The organism is Nitrospina watsonii (genome assembly GCF_946900835.1).
Classification (GTDB): Bacteria; Nitrospinota; Nitrospinia; order Nitrospinales; family Nitrospinaceae; genus Nitrospina; species Nitrospina watsonii.
Genome location: NZ_OX336137.1, coordinates 1,237,090 through 1,251,416 on the forward strand (window position 1 = coordinate 1,237,090; position 14,327 = coordinate 1,251,416).

At 55.1% G+C, this 14,327-nt stretch carries 20 protein-coding genes; 4 read left to right on the plus strand and 16 right to left on the minus strand.

The features are described from left to right. Positions 1-5: 5 nt before the first annotated feature. From QML71_RS05635 to QML71_RS05645, 3 genes are all read right to left on the minus strand, one after another. The gene (locus tag QML71_RS05635; protein WP_282010933.1) at positions 6-986 is read right to left on the minus strand and encodes a PhoH family protein; all 981 of its coding nucleotides are present in this window, start codon (positions 984-986) and stop codon (positions 6-8) included. A 133-nt stretch (positions 987-1,119) separates the two neighbouring features. Continuing rightward, complete coding sequence (gene folE / locus QML71_RS05640) at positions 1,120-1,683, minus strand: GTP cyclohydrolase I FolE (protein ID WP_282010934.1); 564 nt, start codon at positions 1,681-1,683, stop codon at positions 1,120-1,122. Then, entirely contained in the window at positions 1,667-2,092 is a 426-nt protein-coding gene (locus QML71_RS05645) for a 6-carboxytetrahydropterin synthase (RefSeq protein ID WP_282010935.1), read from the minus strand. Before QML71_RS05645 ends, folE begins: the two co-directional genes overlap by 17 nt. 81 nt (positions 2,093-2,173) lie before the next feature. Between QML71_RS05645 and QML71_RS05650 the strand changes: the two genes are divergently transcribed. Further along, entirely contained in the window at positions 2,174-2,380 is a 207-nt protein-coding gene (locus tag QML71_RS05650; RefSeq protein ID WP_282010936.1) for a glycosyltransferase family 9 protein, read from the plus strand. 60 nt (positions 2,381-2,440) lie between these two features. Then, positions 2,441-3,136, plus strand: a complete 696-nt coding sequence (locus QML71_RS05655) for a glycosyltransferase family 9 protein (protein WP_282010937.1) — start codon at positions 2,441-2,443, stop codon at positions 3,134-3,136. 8 nt (positions 3,137-3,144) lie between these two features. On the opposite strand, the gene QML71_RS05660 is transcribed toward QML71_RS05655, so the two are convergent. The 8 genes from QML71_RS05660 to QML71_RS05695 form a co-directional block, all read right to left on the minus strand. Beyond that, entirely contained in the window at positions 3,145-3,336 is a 192-nt protein-coding gene (locus QML71_RS05660) for an FmdB family zinc ribbon protein (RefSeq protein ID WP_282010938.1), read from the minus strand. 63 nt (positions 3,337-3,399) lie between these two features. After that, positions 3,400-3,906, minus strand: coding sequence for a hypothetical protein (locus QML71_RS05665; protein WP_282010939.1), 507 nt, complete (start codon positions 3,904-3,906; stop codon positions 3,400-3,402). Positions 3,907-3,928: 22 nt separating this feature from the next. Next, a complete protein-coding gene (gene ndk, locus QML71_RS05670) occupies positions 3,929-4,348 on the minus strand; it encodes a nucleoside-diphosphate kinase (RefSeq protein ID WP_282010940.1) in 420 nt (139 codons plus the stop codon). Positions 4,349-4,470: 122 nt separating this feature from the next. Next, on the minus strand, positions 4,471-4,734 hold the full coding sequence (locus QML71_RS05675) for a pyruvate ferredoxin oxidoreductase (RefSeq protein WP_282010941.1): 264 nt from the start codon (positions 4,732-4,734) through the stop codon (positions 4,471-4,473). 30 nt (positions 4,735-4,764) lie between these two features. After that, complete coding sequence (locus tag QML71_RS05680; RefSeq protein ID WP_282010942.1) at positions 4,765-5,475, minus strand: 2-oxoacid:ferredoxin oxidoreductase subunit gamma family protein; 711 nt, start codon at positions 5,473-5,475, stop codon at positions 4,765-4,767. A gap of 19 nt (positions 5,476-5,494) precedes the next feature. Beyond that, entirely contained in the window at positions 5,495-6,373 is an 879-nt protein-coding gene (locus tag QML71_RS05685; protein ID WP_282010943.1) for a thiamine pyrophosphate-dependent enzyme, read from the minus strand. Between the two features lie 179 nt (positions 6,374-6,552). Beyond that, on the minus strand, positions 6,553-7,761 hold the full coding sequence (locus QML71_RS05690; protein WP_282010944.1) for a transketolase C-terminal domain-containing protein: 1,209 nt from the start codon (positions 7,759-7,761) through the stop codon (positions 6,553-6,555). Between the two features lie 402 nt (positions 7,762-8,163). Beyond that, a complete protein-coding gene (locus tag QML71_RS05695) occupies positions 8,164-8,478 on the minus strand; it encodes a hypothetical protein (protein WP_282010945.1) in 315 nt (104 codons plus the stop codon). 236 nt (positions 8,479-8,714) lie between these two features. Between QML71_RS05695 and QML71_RS05700 the strand changes: the two genes are divergently transcribed. Both QML71_RS05700 and QML71_RS05705 read left to right on the plus strand, forming a co-directional pair. Continuing rightward, positions 8,715-8,999 (plus strand): hypothetical protein, encoded by a 285-nt coding sequence (locus QML71_RS05700; protein ID WP_282010946.1) that lies wholly within the window; start codon positions 8,715-8,717, stop codon positions 8,997-8,999. 73 nt (positions 9,000-9,072) lie between these two features. Beyond that, a complete protein-coding gene (locus QML71_RS05705) occupies positions 9,073-9,522 on the plus strand; it encodes a DUF1841 family protein (RefSeq protein ID WP_282010947.1) in 450 nt (149 codons plus the stop codon). A 10-nt stretch (positions 9,523-9,532) separates the two neighbouring features. Here the strand turns inward: QML71_RS05705 and QML71_RS05710 are convergent, their stop codons facing one another. The 5 genes from QML71_RS05710 to fliD form a co-directional block, all read right to left on the minus strand. Then, entirely contained in the window at positions 9,533-9,736 is a 204-nt protein-coding gene (locus tag QML71_RS05710; RefSeq protein WP_282010948.1) for a double zinc ribbon domain-containing protein, read from the minus strand. A gap of 75 nt (positions 9,737-9,811) precedes the next feature. Further along, complete coding sequence (gene sucD, locus QML71_RS05715; RefSeq protein ID WP_282010949.1) at positions 9,812-10,681, minus strand: succinate--CoA ligase subunit alpha; 870 nt, start codon at positions 10,679-10,681, stop codon at positions 9,812-9,814. Further along, positions 10,678-11,838 (minus strand): ADP-forming succinate--CoA ligase subunit beta, encoded by a 1,161-nt coding sequence (gene sucC, locus QML71_RS05720; protein ID WP_282010950.1) that lies wholly within the window; start codon positions 11,836-11,838, stop codon positions 10,678-10,680. The genes sucD and sucC overlap by 4 nt, the downstream gene beginning before the upstream one ends. Positions 11,839-12,065: 227 nt before the next feature. Further along, positions 12,066-12,497 (minus strand): flagellar export chaperone FliS, encoded by a 432-nt coding sequence (gene fliS, locus QML71_RS05725; protein ID WP_282010951.1) that lies wholly within the window; start codon positions 12,495-12,497, stop codon positions 12,066-12,068. A gap of 45 nt (positions 12,498-12,542) precedes the next feature. Further along, the gene (fliD, locus tag QML71_RS05730) at positions 12,543-14,156 is read right to left on the minus strand and encodes a flagellar filament capping protein FliD (RefSeq protein ID WP_282010952.1); all 1,614 of its coding nucleotides are present in this window, start codon (positions 14,154-14,156) and stop codon (positions 12,543-12,545) included. Between the last annotated feature and the right edge of the window lie 171 nt (positions 14,157-14,327).

The window sequence follows — 14,327 nt, forward strand, 5'->3', positions numbered from 1 at the left end:
GTCTGTTATGCAGAGGGAGGCGGTTCGCTTTGCTCTGCCCGGTCGTAGGCACCGATGATTTTTTTCACCAACTCGTGGCGGACGACGTCTTTTCGGTCGAATTCAATCAAGTCGATGCCGTGAATGTCTCTCAATATTTCTCTGGCATGCAAAAGGCCGGACTGGGTGCCGCGCGGCAAGTCCACCTGCGTGATGTCGCCGGTGACGACCATCTTCGAGCGGAATCCCAACCGGGTGAGGAACATTTTCATCTGTTCCCGGGTCGAGTTCTGCGCTTCGTCCAGGATGATGAATGAGTCGTTCAGCGTGCGCCCGCGCATGTAGGCCAGCGGCGCGATTTCTATATACCCCTCCGCAATCATCTGCTGCACCTGATTGAACTCCACCATTTCGTAAAGCGCGTCGTAGAGCGGCATCAGGTACGGTTGAATTTTTTCGGCGATGTCACCGGGCAGGAAGCCCAGTTTTTCTCCGGCTTCGACGGCAGGACGGGTCAGAATGATGCGCTTGAACTGGCGTTTCAAAAAGCCTTCGACCGCCATGGCCACCGCAAGGTACGTTTTGCCGGTGCCTGCCGGACCGATGGCAAGCACGACGTCGTGTTTGCGGATGGCCTGGATCATCTTGCGCTGGGTGTTGCCCTTGGGCGTGATGAATCCTTTCTTGGGCGATACGGGAATACGTTCGTCGAACAGCCCCTTGATATCCACTTTAGGGTCTTCGGCCACCAGCCGGATGGCGAACTTGATGTCGCCGTTGACCAGGCGCTGGCCGCTGGCCATCATGTCGTGCAGTTGCACGAGCAGATGCTCGACCGCTTCGACATCGTTCGGCTCGCCACTGATACGAATTTGATTCTCGCGCGTGGTGATGCGGACGTTGAACTTTTTTTCGATTTGTTTGAGGTTGGTGTCCTGAGTGCCGAATATTTCAGGAATGTATTCCGTACTTTCGAGAAGCAAGTCCCTGGAAGTGGAGTGGTTCAAGCAGGAGAAACCTTTATTGGGTTTGAATTCACGTTCATTATAGGGTGATCGATTGCCAATGTCAAAGCATACCGGGCGCTGTAACCGGCTACATTAAAAAGACTTATGTAGGTTGCCGGAGGCCTTGGGGTGATCAGGTGCGGTACCGCTGCCCGCCGTTGATCAGGCTTAAAAACTCGCTGCGGGTGCTGGGGTTGGACTTGAAATAACCCAGCATGGAGCTTGTGGTGGTGAAGGAATTCTGCTTCTCCACGCCGCGCATGGACATGCACAGGTGCAGGGCTTCGATGACCACGGCAACACCCTTGGGCTTCAATACCCGGTTGATGCAATCGGCGACCTGCATGGTCAACCGTTCCTGCACCTGGAGGCGGCGGCTGAAAGCATCGACCACGCGCGGGATCTTGCTGAGGCCGATGATCTTGCCGTCAGGCAGGTAGGCAACATGGCACTTGCCAAAAAACGGAAGCATGTGGTGCTCGCACAGGCTGAACATGTCGATATCCTTGACGATCACCATTTCGTCGGTGTTGGCATCGGTGAACAGGGCATCGTTGACCAGTTCGTCGATGTTCACCCAGTAGCCGCCGGTCAGGAACTTGAGGGAGCGCGAAACCCGTTCGGGGGTATTCTTCAGGCCTTCGCGGGAAGGGTCTTCTCCCAACTCGAGCAGTATCTTCTCAATCAACTCTTTCACGGACGTGTCCTCTATAGGTTACGAAGTTGCGCGGAGATTCGTACAACTTGATTTCGTGAAGCAACCCGTCGCCGAGCTTCGGTTCCAGCACTTCCCAGAACTTGATGGCCAGATTTTCGGCAGTGGGGATGACCCCTTGCAAAAACCCGACGTCCACGTTGAGATTCTTATGATCGACCTTGTCGATGATCTCATCGGTGACCAGCTTCTTGAGGAACTTCAGATCGAGAACCATGCCGGTTTCCGGATCGACGTCCCCGCGCACGGTCACTTCCATGGTGTAGTTGTGACCGTGACCATTGGGATTATTGCAAAGGCCAAACACCTGGGCGTTTTTTTCGTCAGAAAAGGATGGGTTGTACAGCCGGTGACTGGCGCAAAATTCTACTTTTCGTGTTATATAAATCATAGGTTTTCTTTCGTTCATGTTATTGAAGGGGGCCCACATTGTCAATGAAATTCAGGGTTTAAAGCCTTTGGAGATGTGTTTATGAACCGCTTGTCCGGAAAAAAAGTCGTCGTCATCCGCACCGGAGCGCTGGGTGATGTGTTGATGATCCTGCCGTTTTTACAGGCGGTGCAATCGGTGCAACCGGAATGCCTCCATGTCGTGGTCGAAGCCCGGCAGAAAGAACTGATGCAGGGCTTCGATTGCGTTGATCGAGCCTTTGCCGCCGACGACCTCCAGTGGTGGTAGGTTTACGGCGACACGGCGGATGCGCCTCCCTACCGGTTTCTGCAAGATTACGACTGCGTGGTGGCTTTCATTCAGGACCACGGTGCTACCGTGGCCGACCGCATGCGGCAACGCCTGTCCGCCGAGGTGGTGGTGCGGCCACCGTTTCCATACCGGCGGGAATTGCATGTCAGCGACTATTACCTGCAAACCTTTGCGGAGCGTGTGCCGCAACCGGACTGGCCACCTGCCTGGCAGGCTCCAGCAACATCCTGCGCGGTGGCCGAACAGAAACTCCTGTCTGTCAAAAATGCTGTCAGGGGCTGCTGGGTGATGCACCCGGGCAGCGGGGGCGTTTCCAAAAACTGGCCGTTGCCGGCGTTTCGTCAGCAAGCCGAGTGGCTGCGACAGCAGGGAGCCGCTCCCGTGTTTCTGCTCGGTCCGGCGGAAGTGACGATGGCCGAAGCCGTTCACGCGTTGGCTCGTGAACTGATGACTCCTGTATGGGACAATTTTCCCCTGACTGATTGCGCGGCCCTGCTCAGCCGGTGCGATGGGTTTCTGGGCAACGATGCCGGCATCGCCCACCTGGCTGCAGTGCTGGGCCTGCCGACCGTGGCGGTGTTCGTGAACAGCGATCCTGTGATGTGGCAGCCGCTGGGGTCCAACGTGAGCGTGGTCGATGTCCGGAAGGAAAAAGAGGTCGTCCCCCTGCCGGGATCGGAAGCCGTGCAGGAAGCCCTGAGCCGTTGGGTGCCGTTACGTTCCAACCCCTGAAAACCGGGTCATTTTAGATACTTGCGTTTGTTGTCGGTGGTGTAGAATCCCGTTCCGTACAGGTGGAAGGTGGAGCCGGTCACGCATTTCTGCAGGGGGCCTCCACACTTCTCACATGTTTCGAGTGGCGGGTCATCTGTCCTCTGCAGGGCTTCGGTCCGGTCCTTACACTTTTCGCATTCGTATTCGTAAATCGGCATGATCGCGCCTCCTGCTCATCCGGTGAGCCTTGCACGCAGGGCCACCGGGGTGGATTCCAGATTTCATGGCCGGGGCCAGGAAATGGGTTTCTTCCCGGACTGTTCCCGGAAGATATCCAGCGTTTTCGGGATATTTTCTTTGACCTCATCAAGCCGGTACACTTTTTGGGGCAGGGTGAGGCCGAATTCCTGTTCCCAGATACCTACCATTATACCGATCCGGTCGCTCAAAACCTGAAGAATTATAAACCGGTCGATTTCGAACTGTTTCTGAATGGACTCCGGCATCATGAAGGTGCCATTCTGATTGACCTCGCCGAAACGCATCACCGCCAGGCCCTGGTGGACTTCCCTGAACCCGATCGAGGTGAAGAACTCTTCCATTTCGGGGGAGATGGCGCTTCGCGGCCAGACCACGATGCCGTATTTCTCCATATTCTGGTAAAGCGTGTAGGGGTGGGCATCCTGGGAAAAAGCCGGGGGCGTTGCAATGAGGGCCACCCAAAGGGCCCACATGGCTAGGATTCTCAACCACAACTTGTTGGACTGGAACCGGGGTTGATGCATCATGATTCACCCCCTTTCAGGGCAATCAGGGTTGGATTTCCGTCAGGCTGAAGAAATAGGACAATTCAAACGCCGCGTTTTCCGGAGAGTCCGAGCCATGCACCGAGTTCTTTTCGATATCCACGGCAAAATCCTTACGGATAGTGCCCGCGGCGGCATCTTTGGGATTGGTGGCGCCCATCAGTTCCCGCCAGCTGGCAATGGCATTGCCCTTTTCCAGGGCCAGCAGCACGACCGGGCCGCCGGTGGCCATGTACGTGGTGAGGTCTTTGAAGAAAGGGCGTTCCTTGTGCACGTGGTAAAAGCCCTCGACCTGCTCCAGAGTCAATTTGGTGCGTTTCATGGCGACGATCCGGAATCCTTTGGATTCGATCCGCTCAAGAATTTTTCCAATCAGGTTGCGTTCTACAGCGTCGGGTTTGATGATAGCGAACGTTCTTTCCATTAGGCTTCAGGATCTCCAGCGTAAAATAAGTTGACGGTGAATGGGAAAAAAAAAGGTATTTGGGGAGAGCCCCAAATACCTTTTCCTTCTAAAGCTTCAAACCAATATGGGCTGAAGGATGGTCAGCGCTGAACCACTCCCACCCGCTTGATCACGAAACGATCTTCCAGATTGTCGATCCACTTCATCTGGATAGCATCGTGTTTTGCAACGTCTCTGCAGATGTAAACGCAGATCTCGCAAGACTTGCAGCGATCCACCGAAACATAGGCGGATTTATCTTCCTCGCTGTAGTTGATGCAGTTCGCCTCAGGACAATAAGTCGTGCACAAGTGGCAGTTGGTTTCAGCACAGATATCCTTGTTTACATCTGCAACATAGTACATGCTTGATTACACTCCAATTCAAAAGTTGCGTTAAACAGCAACCGGTTTCTCTTTATCGGCATGGACACCCCATTTGTGATCTATCGCGTACTGATAGGCGGCTTTGATGGTGTCCATATTTGCCTGAAGCAACTTCTGCTTTTTGGCAAATTTCTTTTCGATGACGCTATCCAAAGAGGCGGTACCACCGGAGGTAACAATACCCTTGCCGATGAAACGATCCTTGACGGATCCCTCGATGGATTCCATGTCCGGCATGCCAAAGATGGCGGAGATGGCACCGCACATGGCCATGTTGGTGGCCAGGTCGGTTCCCGCGACATCATTTGCAAGCTCGGTAGCGGGCAGATAATAGATATTCGCTTTCTTATCCACCAGCTCCTTCTCTTCATCGGGGATGAGCTTCAACGGTTCCCGGTTGTTGATCAGGATGATGCCGTTTTCCTTGAGGCCCGTATAGAAAGGCATGGTGTACGACTTGCCCAGGGTGATGACCTGTGCACTGAAAATCATCAACACATTGGGGAAGACGATCTCGCCGATTTCATAAATTTCATCGTTGGAGATCCGCACGTAACTTTCAACCGGGGCGTTGCGTTTTTCGGAACCGAAAAAGGGGACGAGGGAACTGAACCCGTTTCCGATGACGACCGCGTTACTCAGAATGTGAGAGGCGGTGACAACGCCCTGGCCGCCAATGCCGGCCATGCGAACGTTATAACGTTTGACTTCTTCTACCATGGGTTTAAAACCTCCTCGTTTATTTTTTAGCAGCTTTGGCTTTTTCTTTGTCTTTCTTTTCGAGGTCGGTGATGTACGCCTTGGCTTCATCCGTCATTTCTTCGAGAAAACCGTAACGTTCTTTTTCGACGTCGAAGGCATCCTGCATGACTTCCGGGGTCGGAATTGCATACTCAATGTTGCAGGAGGTGTACGCCTGAATGAAAGTCGGACCGACTTCACGCGCGATGAGAATGGCGCGACGAACGGTGCGGACGACACGTGCCGGGTTGGTCGGCGCGATCCGGGCGATGTAGGCACAACCCGCTACCCGGGCGAGGCCCAGAGCATCGATCTTGTCCGTAGCTTTACCACGCGGAGCCATTTTCAAGACCTGGCCCTTCATGGTCATACCACTTTCCTGACCGCCGGTGTTGCCGTAAACTTCGTTGTCCAGCATGATGGTCGTGAACCGCTCCTGGCGGAACCAGGAATGCATCAGTGCCTGAAAGCCGATGTCGATCAATCCGCCGTCACCGGCCTGAACGATAACGTCCTTGGGCTGGTTCGGGAAACGAATTTCCAGACCGCGTTTGAGGCCGGAAGCCACGGAGTTGGTGTCGCCGTAGTTGCCGTAGATGAAGGGGATGTTGGCCTGGGAAATCGCCAGACGTCCACACCCTGCGGTACCAACATTGATGGTGTGTTCCGGAGCGGGCAGAGCCAGCATCGTCAGGCGGATGAACAGCGTCATCGCGCAGCCTGCGCACATCGGATGCTCTTCCAGAAGCTCCTTGAATTTCCCCATTTCGCTGACTTTTACTTCACGACCATACTGACCGTACTTAACCAGGTCGCGATATTCTACCGGGAGAATTTCCTCATAACCAGGGGCTGGTTTGACGGTTTCGAGAGACATAATTGGGGTACCTTTCTATATATATTTAAGAAAGTATTTATAAAGATTTATGAAAACCCTCAGCCTGCAAGGGTTGATACATCGTTATAAAGCGCTGCTCATCCGGACTTGCAACCCGAAAAGGACAGCCTACACAAAATACCGGGTTAACGCAACCTTAACGCAACCCAACTTCTGTTTTATTGAAGATTGCCTTTGCGGGCTTCCGCCAGCCAATCCAGAATCATTTCCGTCGGCATGGTCATGCCGCCATAGACCCGGGGACCCCCGGAGATCTGGGCGTCGCACTTGCCGTACAGGGTGGAACAGACTTCCTTGTGCAGCCAGCCGGCCTGATTGAATTCCGGAATCAGAATCCGCTTGGCATGCTTGACGGCGGCGATGATCTCCTTCCGCGGCCAGGGGCGGATGGTCTTGACTTTGACCAGGCCCACCTTGCGGCCGGCTTCGCCTTCCTGACGGACGGCTTCGCGGGACTGGGAAACGGCCGAGCCGGAAGCAATGAGAAACTCCTCGGCATCCGGGTTGACCACTTCGATCAGGTCGCCGATGTACTTGCGCCAGTGCCGGGCGGAACGCTCGACGGCGGCAAAGACTTCCTGCTGCCAGCTCGCATGCATGTGATAGCTGATGAAGTTGGACTTCTGAATGGGAGCGTCACGGGACAACCGCGCCGGCGGGTTCTCGTTGTCCATGGCCGGTACGGCAGAACGCCAGCCATCACGCGGCGGCAGTTTGAATTCTTCCGAAGGCATGGACACTTTACCGCGGGCGTGGGTGACGAAAAAGCCGTCAACCGAAACGACCGCCGGCAGGGTGACATCGACTTCCTCAGACACCATGAAAGCGGCGAGGGTGTAATCGAAGAAGTCCTGCTGGTGTTCGGCGTGGGCATGCAGGATGCCGGTATTCAGCAAAAAGGAAATTTCGATGTTGTCCGGCTGAATGGCCAGCGGCGTGTTGATGACGCGGCACATGTTCAGCAGAACCAGAGGAGTCCGCGCGCCGGGCCAGGAGGCAATGGCTTCCATGCCGCGCATCAGACCGGGACCGGAGGTCGCCGTCAAGGAGCGCACGCCAGCGCGTGATGCACCGCCAATGGCCGTCATGACGCCGATTTCTTCTTCCGCCCGATAGTAGTCTTTCAGATACCCTTCATCGTAGAGATAACCCACCTGCTGCATGGTCTCACTCTGCGGGGTGATGGGATAGGAGATGGCACAATCCACATTGCAGCGACGGATGGCTTCCCGTGCCGCTTCACTCCCGGTGATGAACTGGGTTTCACGCGGCGCTTCGTTCAACAACCACACCGGGTCCACGACTTTTTGCAAGTCGCCTTTGGGGACCCATTCCTCCTTTTTTTGGGTTGCAGTTTGCTCGGTCATAACGACTCCTCAACGCAAAAAGTTTATTCCAAGTGTTTAATTTAATTAGCTTTTTTAGCTATTTGGTGTATTTGGGGCAACAGGAAACGAGGTCCCGGTTTCAGGAATGTTCAGAACAACCTGATTTGCGGTGACTAAATTATCATGTTTGCCCGTGTAATACAATTTTATTGAAGAATTTCAAATGAAATTTGTCGAAATTCGACAAAACTCCCGGGGGAAGGACACTTCTACGAATCCCGATTGCCCGGAAATAACTATTACCTATAATAAAATCAATATGTTATGTGGCCTCAGAGGGTGAGGACAAAGTCCGCAGTGTTTTCCTGGTTGTTGTAGCCTTGCAGGGTTGCTTAGGCCCAGAGGTGAACTTTTTGCGTCATTGTATTTTTGTCCAGATATCTATTCTACCACACCTTCCGTGAAATTGGGCTTTTTAAGGTAAACGAAGGCTTTTTCCAGAAACTCGTTCACCGCACGGTCATTGCGAAACGTCAACGTTTTTTTCGCCAGGTCGGTCGTGTGGCACAGATCGTATTGCAGGCCGTCCGCAGTGCGAAACTTGATGACATCCACGGTCCATTCCAGTTGGGTGATGTCCTGAGTGGGGAAGTTGACCGCGGCCACTCCGTAATTGTTGATGCGATACACAAACTGAAGGCCACCGTTTCCATTTGGCTCGGACCGGGTGAGCACGAGGTTTTCTTCAGTCAACATGGTAAATAGGCTCCCTGATTTAAAATGAAGGTTTACCTTGGGGAGCAACGGGTTTCCCCAAGGTCAAAACCTGTGTTAGGATGGGCCTCCGGCTTGGCCGGACACTCCGAATATCCAATCATACCAGACGGATGGGCTGTGCGTAAAGGCCTCTTCAGCCAGACCAAAATATTCGCAATCTTTTTTTGCGGTCAACCATCTTAATTCCAAACCTGACTTGAAATTGATTATTGATTATGGAACCGATTGAACTGAACGACCCGGCAGAGATTCAACAGTTTTTGAGCAAGATCCGGCTTTCCGGCAAAGGCTTCACCTCCGACGCCCTACTGGGCGACGTGTTTGATGCCGGGTTGGATTACCCCGATTTTTTGAAGGCGGAAGGGGAGGACCCGGACGCCAGTTACGACGGCAAATCCCCGGCCTGGGCGAAATATCATGTCCGCCAGGGAAAACGGGTGTTCATGGTGTACGGTGCCAAAGGGCGGGACCGCCGCTCACACTTTTCAGAAACACCTTGAAACTCACCTTCTATTATTTAAATATTTAAAGCCGTCGTCTTCGTACGATACGGACGCTGTTGGGAGAGCGATCATGAAATTCGATAAAGAAACGCAGGAACGCGTTCTTCGCGTTGCGGCCGACCGCAACCAGGGCAAGGATTTTGAGGAACTGGATGAGTGCATCGCCCGCATCATGGACATGCACCCGGAGTTCGATCAGGCCTGGGAGATGGGAGAGATGGCCGTGTACCCGCAGGAAATCGAGGGCAAGGTGGTCAACCCCTTTGTCCATACGGTTCTGCATGTCATCGTGGACCAGCAAATCCAGGACGAGGCGCCGGATTTCGTGACCACGTCTTATAAAGAGATGGTCGATATGGGCATGGACAACCACGAGATCCTGCACAACCTGATCTCAGTTTATGCCGACCTGTACTTCACCAACTTCCGCCGCGGCGACAACTTCAGCAACCTGGATTACCAGGAACGTTTGAAGCAGTTGGTGCGGCAGGCGCGTGCCCAGATGGACGAGGGAGAATAGCTCTTCCTCACTACTCCGCCTGACCGGGCTTCAACGGTTCGTGGCAGACTTCGCAGTGATCCAGTTGGTAGTCGTTGGGATGCTGGCAGTTGGGACAGTCCAGCGTTTTATTCTCGGCTTGGGGAGGATCGAACGGCGTCAGGCACTTTTCGCACCACGCGGTTTTGTTTGGATTGGGTGCCCCGCAATGGGGACAGATCGATGTGTGGCTCATACCCCTTGGGATGCAGAACATCCCAAGGGGTTTTGTTTTTTTAACGGATTCCCGGAAAAATCGGGGGGAGGGCGCTTACAGGCACTTGGCGAGGGTCTTGCCGATGTCGGCCGGACTCTTCACCACTTTGATGCCGCACTTCTTCATGACCTTCATCTTGCCTTCCGCCGTACCCTGGCCACCGGAAATGATGGCGCCTGCGTGGCCCATGCGGCGGCCCGGAGGCGCAGTCTGCCCGGCGATGAACCCGACCACCGGTTTGGTGACGTGTTTCTTGATATAGTACGCCGCTTCGTCTTCCGCCGACCCGCCGATCTCGCCGATCATGCAGATGGCCTTGGTGGCGCGGTCCTTCTGGAACAGCTTGAGGGTGTCGATGTAGCGGGTGCCGATGATGGGATCGCCGCCGATGCCGACGCAGGTGGACTGGCCGATGCCCATGGCCGTCAACTGACCGACGGCCTCGTAGGTCAAGGTGCCGCTGCGGGAAATGATGCCGACGTTGCCCTTTTTGTGGATGTGTGCGGGCATGATGCCGATCTTGCATTTGCCGGGAGAGATGACGCCGGGGCAGTTGGGCCCGACCAGACGCGAATCGGAATCCTGGATGTACCGGTACACTTCCACCATGTCATACACCGGAATGCCTTCCGAGATGCAGATGATCAATTCGACACCCGCATCCGCCGCTTCGAGAATGGCGTCCGCGGCGAACGCCGGCGGCACGAAGATCATCGAGGCGTTGGCCTTGGTTTTGGCGACGGCGTCTTTGACCGAATTGAAAACAGGAACGGTGTCCAGCACCTTCTGTCCGCCTTTACCCGGAGTCACACCCGCCACCAGCTGGGTGCCGTACTTCATGCACTGCTCGGCGTGAAACATGCCTTCGCGACCGGTGATGCCCTGAACCAGCAATTTTGTGTTTTCATCTACGAGAATGCTCATTGGATTGCCTGTACGACCTTTTTCGCGGCATCTTTCATACCATTGCCGACGATGAAGTTGATTTCGGATTCTTCAAGAATGCGGTGGCCTTCTTCCATGTTGGTGCCTTCCATGCGGATGACAACCGGAATAGTCACACTCAATTTTTTCGCCGCCGCGACCACGCCTTTGGCGAGGATGTCGCAGCGCAGAATGCCACCGAATATATTAATGAAAATGGCTTTTACTTTGTTGTCAGAGAGGAGAATGCGGAATGCGTTTTCGATCATCTCCTCGTTGGCGCCGCCGCCGACATCCAGAAAGTTGGCGGGCTCGCCTCCACTGTGCTTGACGATATCCATCGTCGCCATCGCCAGTCCGGCGCCGTTCACCATGCAGCCGATGTTGCCATCGAGCTGAATGTAGTTGAGGTGGAACTTGGAGGCTTCGATCTCGTTGGGGTCTTCCTCGTCGAGGTCGCGCATCTCCTGTATGTCGGGATGCCGGCCCAGCGCGTTGTCGTCCACATCGATCTTGGCGTCGAGCGCCAAAAGACGGTTGTCGCCGGTGACCACCAGCGGGTTGATCTCCAGCATCGACAGGTCTTCCTTCACGAAGCACTGATACAGATTGATGATGAAGGGAATGGCCTGCTTGAAGACGTCGCCTTCCAGGTTCAGGGCGAACGCCAGTTTGCGTGCGAGATAGGGTTTGACGCCGATGACGGGATCGACGCGTTCGGTGATGATTTTTTCCGGCGTGGCTTCGGCCACTTCCTCGATTTCCATGCCACCGGCCTCACTGGCCATGATCATGACCTGGCTGGTCTCGCGGTCGAGGATGAGGCTCAGATACAATTCGCGGACGATGTCCATCCCCTCTTCGATCAGAACCTTTTTCACCAGCCGTCCTTCCGGGCCGGTCTGGTGCGTGACCAACTGCATACCGATGATATCTCCGGCGTGCTTCTCGGCTTCCTCCGGGCTTTTGGCCAGTTTCACGCCGCCACCCTTGCCACGGCCGCCGGCATGGATCTGCGCCTTGACCACAACGGGGGTGGTGCCGATCTTCTTCGCGGCGGCTGCCGCTTCGGATTTGTCGTGAACCAGGATGCCGTTGGGTACCGGGACCTTGTATTTTTTGAAGAGCTGTTTGCCCTGATATTCGTGAATTTTCATGGTTCGAATTGAAAGAATTTAATAGGTAACCAAATGTGGGAGATGCTTTGTACCACAGGTTTTAACAGGTTGTCAAAAAAATAAGAGGGAAAGGAATGGGGGGCATAAAACGGCGGACGTGGGGTGCCGGGAAACACAGGCCCGTACGGGCGGGCGATTTTTGCACGGTAAGCGGTTGTGAAGAAAAAATGGGGAGGGCGGCGCGCTGGTTTTTATTTTTTAATGAGTCAACACCGGGCCACGAAGCCGGAGTTCGGGCTGGAGTGGGTACTGGATTCGGCTTCTTCCGCGGCGTTGAAGATCTGGTCCCAGGCTTCGCGCAGCGGTGTCATCACACGCAGGACCGCCTGCAGGGAGGCCTTGTCGTTTTTGATGTTGGCCAGGGTCAACTGGCGCAGCACAAACTGGTACAGCCGTTCCAGATTGCGGCACACCTCACCGCCCTTGTCGGTGTCGAGCGCCACCATCAACTCGTTGACGATGTCCCGCGACTTCTGGATGTACACACTCTTGTGAGCGACATCGTTCTGGTCCAGAGAATCCATCGCCATGGTGACAAACCGGATGGCTCCATCGTACATCATGAGAATCAGCTTGCCCTGGTTGGAGGTCGAGACCTCATTGATCCGGTATTCCTTGTGTCCCTGTGTCTGTCCCATATGTGCGCTCTCCTGTGAGTCTTCCGTGTGGCCGTGTTCGCAGATTTATTTCTTGAGCAGTCCTGACAAATTGGATAAGGACGACTCCACCGCTTTTCGTTGCGCGTCGAGTTGACCCAGAATCACTTCCAATTGGATAAACTGATTACGAATCCGGTCCTCAAACAATTTCAGCCGGTCATCCAGCCGGAGAATGACTTCATTGAGGTCCTCGATTTGTTCCGTGGTGGTGTTGATGTCACCCATCAACGGGCCGTTCTGCGTGGTGTCCGTGTTGAATGTCAGCACCCGGTCCAGTTTCTCCGCCACGCCGATGGAAACAGCGATCGTCCCCTTGCTGCCGTTGCTGGCCAGTTCCGAGGAATCGATGCTGAACACCAGACCCTCGGCGCTGGTTCCCGCCGCGCCGATGAAGGTGCTGCCCGGACCCTGCACGGCCGCAGTGAAACTGGCTTCGCCCACCTTGCGCAATTCCGGAACGCCGCCGGTGACCTGAAGCTCAAACGTGCCTTGCTCGGTTTTGCTGTTGGCGTTCAGGAAATCGACATTGGCGTCGGTGGCGGAACCGGAGGTGATGAACAGGTTGGCCACGCCTTCCGGATCGCTCACCAAGGCCGAGCTCAACTTGGCGCTGTCCAGCACCAACGTGCCGTCGTCCTGGGTGCTGATGCCGATTTGCGACAGGAAGCTGAACGAACTGCTCAACCCGGTCACCTGGCTCGAAACCAGGTTGCTGAGGGTTTCTTCCAGGTTGCGCACCGAGAACTGGCCGAACAGCGGGCCGGACTCCAGCGTGTCGCTGTCGAAAAACGCCTGCTCGTCAATGAAAGTTTGCACCTCGTTGAACTGCTTGACGAAATCCTCGATCTTGGTGCGGATGTTGTCGGTGTCGATGCTGATGTTGATGGTGCCGGAACCCAGCGCGTCCAGGCTCAGCGTCGTGCCGGTGATGACGTCGTTGACGGTATTGGTGGAACGGGTGTAGCTGATGCTGTCGAGAGTGAACGTCGAATCCTGCGCCGTTTGAATGCTGGTGAAAAACTGGTCCGTTCCGCCTTCAAAATAACGGGCCGTCACATCCTGGCTGGAGCCGGTCTGGTTGCCCTCGATCACAATGCTGATGGGAGTGGCCGAACCGTCATCCACCACCTTGGCGGTGACATCCGCCGCTGAGGCGTTGATCAGGTCCACAATCTCCTGCACGGTTTCGTCGCCGCCGACGGTGATATCGGTTACGGTGCTTCCGACTGTGATCCGGAAAAATTCGCCGTCCAGGCCCGGGTTGTAAGTATCCGTCGCTGCACTGAACCGGTCGTCGGACTGCACAATCCCCGTCTGCGCCAGCTGGGTGACGTTGATGTCGAACGCGCCGGTGGGCGAGTTCACGCTGGTGTTGACGCCGACTTTGGCGGTGGAGGTGTCGCCCAGGAAATCGCCAACCTTGTTCAGCATGCGGTCGCGAATGTCCATGGTCCGCACCAGGCTCTTGAACGATCCAGCCAGCGTGCGCAACTCCTTGAACAGGTCGAGCTTGTCGATCTGCAACTCGCGTTCGGACACCTTCGCTTCCAGAGGACGCTGCTGCAGAGCGATCAGTTGCTCGACGACTTCCGAGGTGTTGAAGCCGGATTGAAGGCCAAATATGGATGTGATTGCCATGATGATGTTTCCCAATTGGACCGTTGCGTTGCCGCTGACCGGTCCCCCCTTCAGAGAAGGGGGAGCCCATCGGCTTGCGCCCATGGACCATCGTTCGCTCACAGAGCATCCGCCCGTTTGCCGCGGGCCACGCCCGCTCCTGATGATCTTATCGGCCTTAAAATATGCGGA

What these genes read in the sequence shown, in the direction of transcription:
- QML71_RS05680 (WP_282010942.1), bottom strand. Translation starts at nt 5,475, where the DNA reads ATGGTAGAAGAAGTCAAACGTTATAACGTTCGCATGGCCGGCATTGGC.
- QML71_RS05705 (WP_282010947.1), top strand. Translation starts at nt 9,073, where the DNA reads ATGAAATTCGATAAAGAAACGCAGGAACGCGTTCTTCGCGTTGCGGCC.
- fliD (WP_282010952.1), bottom strand. Translation starts at nt 14,156, where the DNA reads ATGGCAATCACATCCATATTTGGCCTTCAATCCGGCTTCAACACCTCG.
- sucC (WP_282010950.1), bottom strand. Translation starts at nt 11,838, where the DNA reads ATGAAAATTCACGAATATCAGGGCAAACAGCTCTTCAAAAAATACAAG.
- QML71_RS05675 (WP_282010941.1), bottom strand. Translation starts at nt 4,734, where the DNA reads ATGTACTATGTTGCAGATGTAAACAAGGATATCTGTGCTGAAACCAAC.
- QML71_RS05665 (WP_282010939.1), bottom strand. Translation starts at nt 3,906, where the DNA reads ATGATGCATCAACCCCGGTTCCAGTCCAACAAGTTGTGGTTGAGAATC.
- QML71_RS05695 (WP_282010945.1), bottom strand. Translation starts at nt 8,478, where the DNA reads ATGTTGACTGAAGAAAACCTCGTGCTCACCCGGTCCGAGCCAAATGGA.
- QML71_RS05685 (WP_282010943.1), bottom strand. Translation starts at nt 6,373, where the DNA reads ATGTCTCTCGAAACCGTCAAACCAGCCCCTGGTTATGAGGAAATTCTC.
- sucD (WP_282010949.1), bottom strand. Translation starts at nt 10,681, where the DNA reads ATGAGCATTCTCGTAGATGAAAACACAAAATTGCTGGTTCAGGGCATC.
- QML71_RS05690 (WP_282010944.1), bottom strand. Translation starts at nt 7,761, where the DNA reads ATGACCGAGCAAACTGCAACCCAAAAAAAGGAGGAATGGGTCCCCAAA.
- ndk (WP_282010940.1), bottom strand. Translation starts at nt 4,348, where the DNA reads ATGGAAAGAACGTTCGCTATCATCAAACCCGACGCTGTAGAACGCAAC.
- QML71_RS05700 (WP_282010946.1), top strand. Translation starts at nt 8,715, where the DNA reads ATGGAACCGATTGAACTGAACGACCCGGCAGAGATTCAACAGTTTTTG.
- QML71_RS05710 (WP_282010948.1), bottom strand. Translation starts at nt 9,736, where the DNA reads ATGAGCCACACATCGATCTGTCCCCATTGCGGGGCACCCAATCCAAAC.
- QML71_RS05650 (WP_282010936.1), top strand. Translation starts at nt 2,174, where the DNA reads ATGAACCGCTTGTCCGGAAAAAAAGTCGTCGTCATCCGCACCGGAGCG.
- fliS (WP_282010951.1), bottom strand. Translation starts at nt 12,497, where the DNA reads ATGGGACAGACACAGGGACACAAGGAATACCGGATCAATGAGGTCTCG.
- QML71_RS05645 (WP_282010935.1), bottom strand. Translation starts at nt 2,092, where the DNA reads ATGATTTATATAACACGAAAAGTAGAATTTTGCGCCAGTCACCGGCTG.
- QML71_RS05660 (WP_282010938.1), bottom strand. Translation starts at nt 3,336, where the DNA reads ATGCCGATTTACGAATACGAATGCGAAAAGTGTAAGGACCGGACCGAA.